The following is a 9557-nucleotide window of genomic DNA, read 5'->3' as shown; positions in this document are numbered from 1 at the left end:
CTGTCATCGTTTCCCTGTTGCCTATTTTTCTTCAGCAGTTATCATTCCAGTTTACCTAATTGGTGACACGCCCTAGTCCACGGAGGTGGACTTTACTTGTGTAGCCGTAAATTCTATTCGCTTTGAAAACATCCTTAAAAATTTAATTATCACTTGCGATTTTCTCGCCGCCATTTACCCCGTACTAAGCGAATTTCATCAAAACTGTAGCTTTCACCTAGTTGTTCTCGAATTGGCGTTAAAGAGATATCACCAAGCACTTCTAAAACTTGCCAAATTTTTTGTTGATGTTCTAAAGGTACTAACTGATTTAAATCTACAGGCTGATTTTTCTCAATTAAATCTGTTAAATGACGAATAATTGTCGTGGGGCGAATGTTGCGTTTTTTGGCAATTTCATTAACACTCAAACCTTGTTTATGTAATTGGAATGTGACTATTTCTGTGTCGGAAGGTAAGCTAACAGAGGGTGTAAATTTAACTTGTGGTGGATCTACCAAACCTTTTTCTTGGCGGTAAGCGCGAATTTCTGCGAGGAATTTATCGCCATATTGGGAAAGTTTGTGACTACCTACGCCCGAAAGTTTACCAAATTCGGTTATTGTTGTAGGCTGTACCTGTGCCATCAATTTTAGGGTAGAATCCTGAAAGACAACATAAGGTGGTACAGATTGTTCATCAGCAAGTTGTTTACGCAACGATCGCAATCTCTGCATTAATATCTCTGCTTCAACAGCTTTTTCACTTCCTTCTTCCCAAGTAATCTTCTGTGCTACCGGAACAGCCAGGGAAACTGTGCGCTGTCGCCGCATCACTTCCCAACTGAGGGGGTTAAGTTTCAAAACTGAGTAACCATCGCTAGTCTGTTCTAGCAACCCTTGATGTAAAAGCGATCGCCCCAGCATCCGCCACTCATCTACACTCTTATCTTTGCCAATACCGTAGGTAGAAAGTTGATCGTGTTCATTTTGGGTGATTTTTTGGCTTTTTGACCCCCGCAACACATCAATAATGTACAGCATCCCAAATCTTTCTTTACAACGCGCCACACAAGATAAAAACTTCATGGCTTCAATTGTCCAGTCTTGCATTGGTTTGGGATAACGGCAATTATCGCAGTTAGCGCAATTCCCTGGAAAACGTTCCCCAAAATAACCTAGCTGAATTGTCCGCCGGCAAACAGTACCTTGAGCATAGTCAATTACCTGACGCAGTTGTTGTTTAGCAATCAACTGTTCTTGAGGATCAGTTTTTTGGTCAATACTCCATTCAATGGTTTTAATATCACTGAAACTGAAAAAAAGTGTACAACGTGATGGTTCGCTATCCCTTCCCGCCCTACCTGATTCTTGATAATAACTTTCCAAATTCCGCGGTAAATCAAAGTGAATGACTAACCGCACATCTGGCTTATTAATTCCCATCCCAAAGGCAATTGTTGCCACCATCACGCGCACATCATCTCGAATAAATCGAGTTTGATTGCTGCTGCGTTCTTCATCAGTTAATCCGGCATGATAAGACAAGGCGGCAATCTTATCATTTTGCAATTTAAAGGTGAGTTCATCAACTTTTTTTCGCGTCAAGCAATAAATAATTGCTGAACCCTCACTTTCCCGAACGAGTTCTAATAATTCAGCATAAGCAGATTTGGTTTTAGAACGAACTTCATAGTAAAGATTTTGGCGGTTAAAGCTAGCAATGTGGATACTGGGTTGCTTTAACCCTAATTGTTGGATAATATCAGCACGGACGCGATCGGTTGCTGTAGCAGTGAGGGCGAGGGTAGGGACATCAGGATAGCGTTTCCGCAGAGATTTCATCTGACGGTATTCTGGGCGGAAGTCGTGTCCCCACTCAGAGACGCAGTGGGCTTCGTCAATGGCAAAAGCTGCAATGCCAATTTTTTCCTTGACTAAATCCAGAAACGGGAGAAATCTTTCACTCAACAGACGTTCTGGGGCGACGTAAAGCAATCTAACTTTACCACTGAGGATGGCTTCTTCCCGCGATCGCACTTTATAAGGATTCAGACTACTATTCAAAAATGTGGCAGCAATGTTATTGTTTCGCAGTCCTTCCACTTGATCTTGCATCAAAGCGATTAATGGCGATACCACCACCGTTAAACCTTTTTTGATCAATGCAGGTAACTGAAAGCACAGAGATTTCCCCCCACCTGTAGGCATCACAACCAATAAATCTCGATTTTGCAGCGCATCTTCGATAATTTGCCGTTGTCCAGGGCGGAATCTGTCGTAACCGAAGTGATATTTTAGCGCTTGTTCGAGATTGGGGTACTGAAGCATAGCGATCGCTTTTTCGGGGGCTGTCTGCGTGGGTAGTTATTGAAGATATCAGGATTTTAACTCACATCATCGGCAGCTTTAGTCAGACCTTTTCTACGGCGATTGCACGTTCATCAACTATCATACGCAAGCGTAGGCGCAGCCCGTCGTAGACATCGCTTTACTTTTAAGACAGTCGCTACCAAATCGGCGATCGCACTTAATATTAAGCTAATAAACATCGTCATGAGTACTAATGTCTAGTAAAAGGGTAGTTATTGAAGATATCAGGATTTTAACTCACATCATCGGCAGCTTTAGTCAGACCTGCATTCTCTACACGAATTGCCGATTAAACAATTGGAAAATTTCATCTAAAATTTAGTTAGCATCCATCTAACCGAGAATTTGCATTTATGACTTTGCCTTGATGTCCTATCTGGGTACATTTTAGCTGTGATTCTAAAGCATCAATCTTTTGTAAAAGCGACACTCCCCACATTATAGAAATCACCAATTTAATTGTCATACCCACGAGTAAAAGTGTGACTATTGTAGCATTTTTCTTTTGTTGATCCAGCCTTTTTTGTTGTTCTGTAAGTCGTGCTTCGACTTCTTTAGCACGTTCAGCCTCTAATGCTTGCTGCACCTCTCGCCGATCTAATTCTTCACTAGCAGCTAAAAATCGATAATCTAAGTTGCTCAAGCTTTTACCATGTGCCCAAGTTTGGGCATCAATCAAGGCTTGTCCACGCAATAGGCGAGATTTATCCTTTGCCTCTGAGGCTACCCATGCATTGAAGGTTTCGTAGTAGGGGCGCAAGTAAGCTAATTTTTTTCCAACCCATTCTAAATTGAAAACTTCTTGATAAATTCGGTTTTTGATTTGGAGAAAACCTTGTTTTTTGATCGCTAAACCAGAGAGCAACAATTCTACCTGTTCTCGACTATCGTCGGCTGGTACTTTCACTCCTTGGAGAATTTGTTGATAAATTCCTAGCAATCTGGCGGCAGATTGTTCGTTTCTGAGGATGCGATCGCGAATTGTCCGCAAATGCTCCGGTTCATCTTGTGATTCCCATTTTTCAATGATATGCGATCGCACCACATTTTCTATCCAAAATTCTTCTGTGCCAGGAGGAATTCTGAGCTTTCTACCCATATCATCTTGAGATAAACTTACAAGTAGCCGACACAGCTTTTGAGTAAGAAATGGTTGCCCTTCTGTCCAAGATAAGACTTCTTTTAAAAGTTTTTGGGGATGATTTTCTTTAATATCCAATCCCAAAGATAGTGGTTGAGCTTCTTCAAATGCGAAACCATTTACTTGTATGGCTTTACCAATATTAAACGGAGTAGTATGATTTTGATATAAAATTAAGTCTGAAGGTGTCGCAACACCGAAAATTGCAAATGTAATTCGATGATACTCTGGATCAATTGCTCGTTGGTTATAACAGAACCGAATCAAACTAAAAAAGTCATCAACAGAGAAGTCGAGACCGAGAATACTATCAATTTCATCAATAAAAATAAATAGTCGTTCGTTCGGAAATTGAGCTAATAATACTTCCGAAATAAACCGACTGACTTTCTGAATCAAAGAAATTTCATTTTGTTCTTGCCACCAGGATTTTAAATTGACTTTTCCTAACAGTTTAAAACCCAACCAAATGTCACCGACAACTCCCTTGTACCACTGTTCTGGAGTTATATTTTCACAACCAATATTAGTCATATCAACGGTGGCACATCTAAAGCCCTCTTGTTGCAAGCGATGCTTGGTTTTTACCATGAGTGAGGATTTTCCCATTTGCCTACAACTTAGGATGTAGCAAAATTCACCCTGTTTCAAGGCTTCGTAAAGTTCCACATCCGCTCTGCGCTCAACATAGCTAGGAGCGTCACTAGTAAGCGTACCACCAACTTGGTATCGATAATTCTTCATGTTTTATCTCTTAAATTTGCTCTATATCTAAATCTAAATCAAGAAATTTATATCATCAGGAAAGTTGAGAAAATTCATTTAATATCAATGGGCAATCAAGTTGGTAGTTAGGACTTTAGTCGTGCTTCTATAAGCACTAAATTACTTACTCCAAACCCTCAAAACTAGCTTGAAAATTTACTAGAAGCATTAGCACTATTTTGCTTTCCAAACTGTTGGCTAAAATAAAGACGATATAACTCACACATAACGCTAGCTTGATTGCCGTTTAATTGAACTAAACCCATGCTTTCTAGTTTATAAGCAGCGATCGCGTCTAACTCCACTTTTTCATCTGTTGCAATTAGCTGTTGCATAGCTGACATTAATTCTGGTTCTTTTTGCAGTAAGCTCAACAGTTCTCGTAAATGCTGACCGTAAATTCCCACTGGTGTAGATGCAGTTTCTAGTAACACCTCCAGCGTCATTTCTCCTTGACATAAATGATAAAACGCAAGGCTTACCAGATAGGGATGTCCTCCTACCATTGTTTGTAGGGGTGCAAGGCGTTTTGCCCCTTCGGAGTCTGCTGCACAATTTAGTCCGTAACGTAATGCTAAATTCTGTACTTGTTTGAGCGTAAATGGTGGCAGTGTAATTGTTATCCCTACATTGAAAGGCGATTGGTTGAGCTTGAGCGGAATATAAATTTCTGTTGTATGAACCACCACCATCCGCAGCTTTTGCCAAGTCTGATCTTGCTTTGCTTGTTCATGCCAAAATCGCAGCATTGGCAGAAAATCTTGGGCAATATTAGGATGTTCAAAAACTCGATGAACTTCATTCAAAGCCAAAACCACAGGATTAGGATCAATGTATTGCAGTACATACGCTTCAAAGTAGATTTTGCAGCTTACCTTGCTGCCCATTTCTATATCCCAAAAATCATCTAGACAGGGAAGGATATTTAACTGCCTGCTGACATTAATACAAAACCAACGCAAAAATTTATCCAGGGAAGCAAAAACGTCTTGGTCAGCTTCTTGAAAGTCCAAATAGACAATTTGATAATCTTGCTCTCTAGCATAACAAATCATCCGATTCAGCAGAGAACTTTTTCCCATCTTTCTAGGTGCTTTGATTCGGATTAAGCAACCAGGGTGTAAAATTTCATTACAAACAAGTTCTTCCAGGGGAGGGCGATTGATGTAAAAAGGAGAATCCAGTACTATAGGTCCGCTAGGAAATTCTATCTTGTTTGCTGAAAAAAAGTCTGGAGAAACCATTTCTAAGCTAGATTCTTTGCCGAACTTTTGTTGAAACTGATTTTCCCGATCGCCCATCTCTTCTTGTAGGTGTTTCTTTAAAGCTAAATGCAGATTTTTTTTAGTTACTCTTTTTCCAAGTGCGATGGAAAGGTCTTGCCACAACTGAGAGCCAATTTCCTTGATGTAATTGTTGCCATAGCCTGATGCCTCTGCCATTTCACCATAAGTTTTGCCCAACCATGATTGATTCAGCACAAACCACTGAATTGAACCGAGAGGCTTGTCTTGCAGTATTTTTTTTACAGATTGCCGAAGCTCATCCACGGTGTATAAATGTTTAATATAGTTAGCAAATTTACTTAATATTTTTCGGACTAGTAATAATATACATCTGAAAAAATACTTGAAAACAGAAAAATGCAAGATTGCATTGATACAATTTTAAACTCTATCAGTACACCAAAAATATTATTACAAATATATTTTTTGAATAATTTTTGTATAAGTGTATACTTTGTTATTGAGAATTAGTCCCTATTACTTGGAATACGAGGTTAGTTCAGCCTAATACAGCTTTGAAAAAGCTGGTGACAATGATGGCTCACTGGTGTGAGATCCTAGAGACAGTCAATAGAGGCTGAACAAAATGGAACAACATCAGAAGCCAACGGTTGTAATTACGGGTGCCTCTTCGGGGGTGGGTTTATATGCTGCAAAAGCTCTTGCTCAAAGGGGATGGTATGTGATACTTGCCTGTCGGGATTTAGCGAAGGCACAAAAAGCTGCCCAAGCTGTGGAAATCCCTTACAACAGTTATACCAGCATACATATCGATCTTGGCTCCTTGGAAAGTGTTCGCCAGTTTGTGAAGAACTTTCGAGCAAGCGGAAAGTCCCTAGATGCTCTGGTATGCAACGCCGCAATTTATATGCCCTTATTAAAAGAGCCGTTACGCAGTCCAGAAGGTTACGAGTTAACTGTCACCACCAATCATCTGGGTCATTTCCTATTGTGCAATATGATGTTAGAGGATTTGAAGAAATCATCTTCAGAGCCAAGGCTTGTCATTTTAGGAACCGTCACGCACAATCCAGACGAACTGGGTGGGAAGATTCCACCACGTCCCGACTTGGGCGATTTGCAGGGGTTTGCAGAAGGGTTTAAAGAGCCAATATCGATGATTGATGGCAAGAAATTTGAACCAGTCAAAGCTTACAAAGACAGCAAGGTTTGCAACGTGCTGACTATGCGGGAACTGCATGAGCGCTATCACAAATCAACCGGTATTGTCTTCAATTCTCTCTATCCAGGATGTGTTGCAGAAACGCCGCTATTTAGAAACCACTATCCCCTGTTTCAGAAAATCTTCCCATTATTCCAGAAGTACATCACTGGAGGATATGTGTCTCAGGAGTTAGCGGGAGAACGGGTTGCTGCCGTGGTTGCCGATCCTGAGTATAATCAATCCGGTGTCTATTGGAGTTGGGGAAATCGCCAGAAGAAAGATGGCAAGTCCTTTGTGCAAAAAGTCTCTCCTCAAGCTCGCGATGACGACAAAGGCGATCGCATGTGGGAACTAAGCGCAAAGTTGGTTGGACTTGCATGATGGGACAGGACTTGGCTTTACCATTCGTCCTGACTGTTCTGCATGATTGATCGTTTCACTTTTTTGAATGAACTGGTGTTAGTGCAAGTAACTAATGGTTGAGGTGATTATAGGTCACCTCTGACTTTATTAATAGTTTTATTTATGATATGAAAAATAAAATTTTCTATCATATCCGCGCTCCAAGAATTTTCTGAGGCTGTTTAATTTTAAAAAAAGCGAAGCTATGTAAATATGCGATCGCACCTGGGGCGTCTACCAACGCCTGATTTCGCTTGTGATTCCGATCTTTCTCTTGACTTATCTTTATAAAAGATGTATAATACATTTTGCGTAGAAGGGGAGTAGCTGCTGGCAAAAAAACTTAAAAGCCAGTACATCTGAATCAACATACTGGCGATGAGCCTGGTTCAGATGGCAAGTAATCAAATATTTGAAAGCGAGACCTTCACTAAGTTCACACCGAAAAGTGTAAACTTGGTGAGGTCTTTTGGTTCTCATCAAGCTTCACATCGGTAAACGATTCTTCAGGAGCTTGAGAGAATGTTAACAGCTTTTACCGCAGGTTTATTATTAATAACAGTTTCAGAACTAGGCGATAAAACATTTTTTATTGCTGTGATTTTGGCAATGCACCACCCGCGGCGGCTGGTATTTATCGGTGTGACAGCTGCTCTAGCCGCGATGACAATCCTTTCGGTGCTATTTGGGCAAGCGGTATCTTTGTTGCCAAAAATTTATATTCATTACGCCGAAATAGTTTTGTTTATTGCTTTTGGTATCAAGCTGATATATGACGCTAGTAAGATGTCCGCTGCTGCTTGTGATACAGAAGTTGTAGAAGAGGCCGAAGCTGCGGTGAAACAAGCAGATTTGCAGCTACCAAAGCAAAAGACTTCGTTGACAATTGTAATAGAAGCCTTTGTATTGACATTTATGGCAGAGTGGGGCGATCGCACACAAATTGCCACCATTGCCCTAGCGGCAGGTAATAATCCAATTGGAGTGACAATAGGTGCAATTTTAGGACATGCCATTTGTGCTGCGATCGCTGTTATCGGCGGCAAAATGATTGCCGGACGCATTTCTGAGCGTCAACTCACCCTGATTGGCGGATGCCTGTTTTTAGTCTTTGGTGTCGTTGCTGCCATTGAGGGAGCGTGAGGGGAAGAAGCAGGGGGCAGGGGAGGCAGGGGGAGCAGGGGAGGCAGAGGAGAAGAATAAATAATCAATGCCCAATGCCCAATGCCCAATGCCCATTACTTCGGAGTACTTTCCGGTGAAGGTGCGGGAGATGCAGCAGGATTAGGAATGGGGGAAACAGTTGCTGCCTTTTTAATTTCGTCTTTGTATTGAGCAGGTGCTAAAGCTGCGGCACGATCAAATAAAGGTTTTGCATCTGCGTCTTTGCCTTGTTGTTTCAGGAGCATCGCTTTTGCCACAACGGGGCGAAAATCCTTGGAATCTTTCTTAATTGCCTGGTCATATACAGAGCTAGCTTGAGCGTAGCGTTTCTGGGAAGCGTGAACAGAACCTAACAGCACCTGCACGGCTACTGTATCCACACTTCCAGGCTGAATTGTATTTGCTTGGGCTGCGTTAGAGAGGGTTTCTTGCAACAAACCAATGGCTGCTTCCGGGCGTTGCTGACTGATCAACAGAGCCACCATTCCTTGCAAGGCCTTTAAATCGCCTGGTTTAGTGGACAAAATCGAGCGATAAGCTTGAGCGGCTCCTTCGCGATCGCCAATTTGCTGTTTGGCTTGAGCCAGTAGCACTGAATATTCTGACTGTTCGGGATTCAGCTTCGCTAACTTTTCTAGGGGTTCAATGACGACTTGAATATCAGATGGTTTAACCTCACTTTTTTCTTTTTGACTCAGTAGTTGCAGCCGCGCCTGTAATAGGCCCTTAAGCGCAGTCTGGTTTTCTGGTTCCTTTTGCAAAACCTGTTCATAACCCCGTACTTCGTCTTCCAGTTTTGATTTTTGGTCAGCGGTGGGCAAACTGCCTCTGGTGCGGGTGGTATTCTGGCTCGAGGGTGGCGTATTATTAAATGCTCCAATTATGGGAATCACTGAAACACCCACAAAAGCGAGAATTGCCAGTGCCAAGACGACTCGAACTATCCAACGATTGCGCGGTTGAGACACAGTTTTGTCTTTCTCCTGAACTCTAATGACATTATCATTTACACAAATCGTAAAGTTAAAAATTTCCAAAACTTTGCGGAATACTGCCAAATGCCTGTGAATTTTATAACAATTAACTATTTACACTGCTAAAGTAAGTGATGACTTTAGGAGGAGCCGTCAGAATTGTAGCTATGATATGCTTCCGAAACTAGTGTAAAGGCGCTAAATTACACATTTAGTGTTTATACACTAAATTTAGCGCCTTTAGGATTGTGTAGAGCACTCTGGTGTGACTTTGTGAAAAGCCAATATACTTTCATCAGTCGCACAAAT

6 protein-coding genes are annotated in these 9557 nt (G+C 41.5%); 2 read left to right on the top strand and 4 right to left on the bottom strand.

Annotated features, from left to right (window positions below; translation table 11 throughout):
* Nucleotides 1–149: 149 nt before the first annotated feature.
* The 3 genes from recQ to RM347_RS14680 form a co-directional block, all read right to left on the bottom strand.
* On the bottom strand, nt 150–2309 hold the full coding sequence (gene recQ / locus RM347_RS14690; protein ID WP_322717299.1) for a DNA helicase RecQ: 2160 nt from the start codon (nt 2307–2309) through the stop codon (nt 150–152).
* A 364-nt stretch (nt 2310–2673) separates the two neighbouring features.
* On the bottom strand, nt 2674–4236 hold the full coding sequence (locus RM347_RS14685; RefSeq protein ID WP_322717298.1) for an AAA-like domain-containing protein: 1563 nt from the start codon (nt 4234–4236) through the stop codon (nt 2674–2676).
* Between the two features lie 164 nt (nt 4237–4400).
* Nucleotides 4401–5807, bottom strand: a complete 1407-nt coding sequence (locus RM347_RS14680) for an AAA-like domain-containing protein (RefSeq protein WP_322717297.1) — start codon at nt 5805–5807, stop codon at nt 4401–4403.
* 322 nt (nt 5808–6129) lie between these two features.
* Here RM347_RS14680 and RM347_RS14675 point away from each other — a divergent pair, with 322 nt between their 5' ends.
* Both RM347_RS14675 and RM347_RS14670 read left to right on the top strand, forming a co-directional pair.
* Complete coding sequence (locus RM347_RS14675; RefSeq protein WP_322717296.1) at nt 6130–7089, top strand: protochlorophyllide reductase; 960 nt, start codon at nt 6130–6132, stop codon at nt 7087–7089.
* 543 nt (nt 7090–7632) lie between these two features.
* Nucleotides 7633–8253, top strand: a complete 621-nt coding sequence (locus tag RM347_RS14670; protein WP_322717295.1) for a TMEM165/GDT1 family protein — start codon at nt 7633–7635, stop codon at nt 8251–8253.
* 95 nt (nt 8254–8348) lie between these two features.
* Here RM347_RS14670 and RM347_RS14665 read toward each other — a convergent pair whose 3' ends face one another.
* On the bottom strand, nt 8349–9242 hold the full coding sequence (locus tag RM347_RS14665; protein WP_322717294.1) for a tetratricopeptide repeat protein: 894 nt from the start codon (nt 9240–9242) through the stop codon (nt 8349–8351).
* Nucleotides 9243–9557 lie beyond the last annotated feature (315 nt).

This window comes from Nostoc sp. ChiQUE02, from assembly GCF_034531305.2.
Taxonomy (GTDB): Bacteria; Cyanobacteriota; Cyanobacteriia; order Cyanobacteriales; family Nostocaceae; genus Nostoc.
The sequence above is the reverse complement of the archived record's forward strand: the minus strand, read 5'-3'. Positions and strand labels throughout refer to the sequence as shown.

What these genes read in the sequence shown, in the direction of transcription:
- recQ (WP_322717299.1), bottom strand. Translation starts at nt 2,309, where the DNA reads ATGCTTCAGTACCCCAATCTCGAACAAGCGCTAAAATATCACTTCGGT.
- RM347_RS14685 (WP_322717298.1), bottom strand. Translation starts at nt 4,236, where the DNA reads ATGAAGAATTATCGATACCAAGTTGGTGGTACGCTTACTAGTGACGCT.
- RM347_RS14675 (WP_322717296.1), top strand. Translation starts at nt 6,130, where the DNA reads ATGGAACAACATCAGAAGCCAACGGTTGTAATTACGGGTGCCTCTTCG.
- RM347_RS14670 (WP_322717295.1), top strand. Translation starts at nt 7,633, where the DNA reads ATGTTAACAGCTTTTACCGCAGGTTTATTATTAATAACAGTTTCAGAA.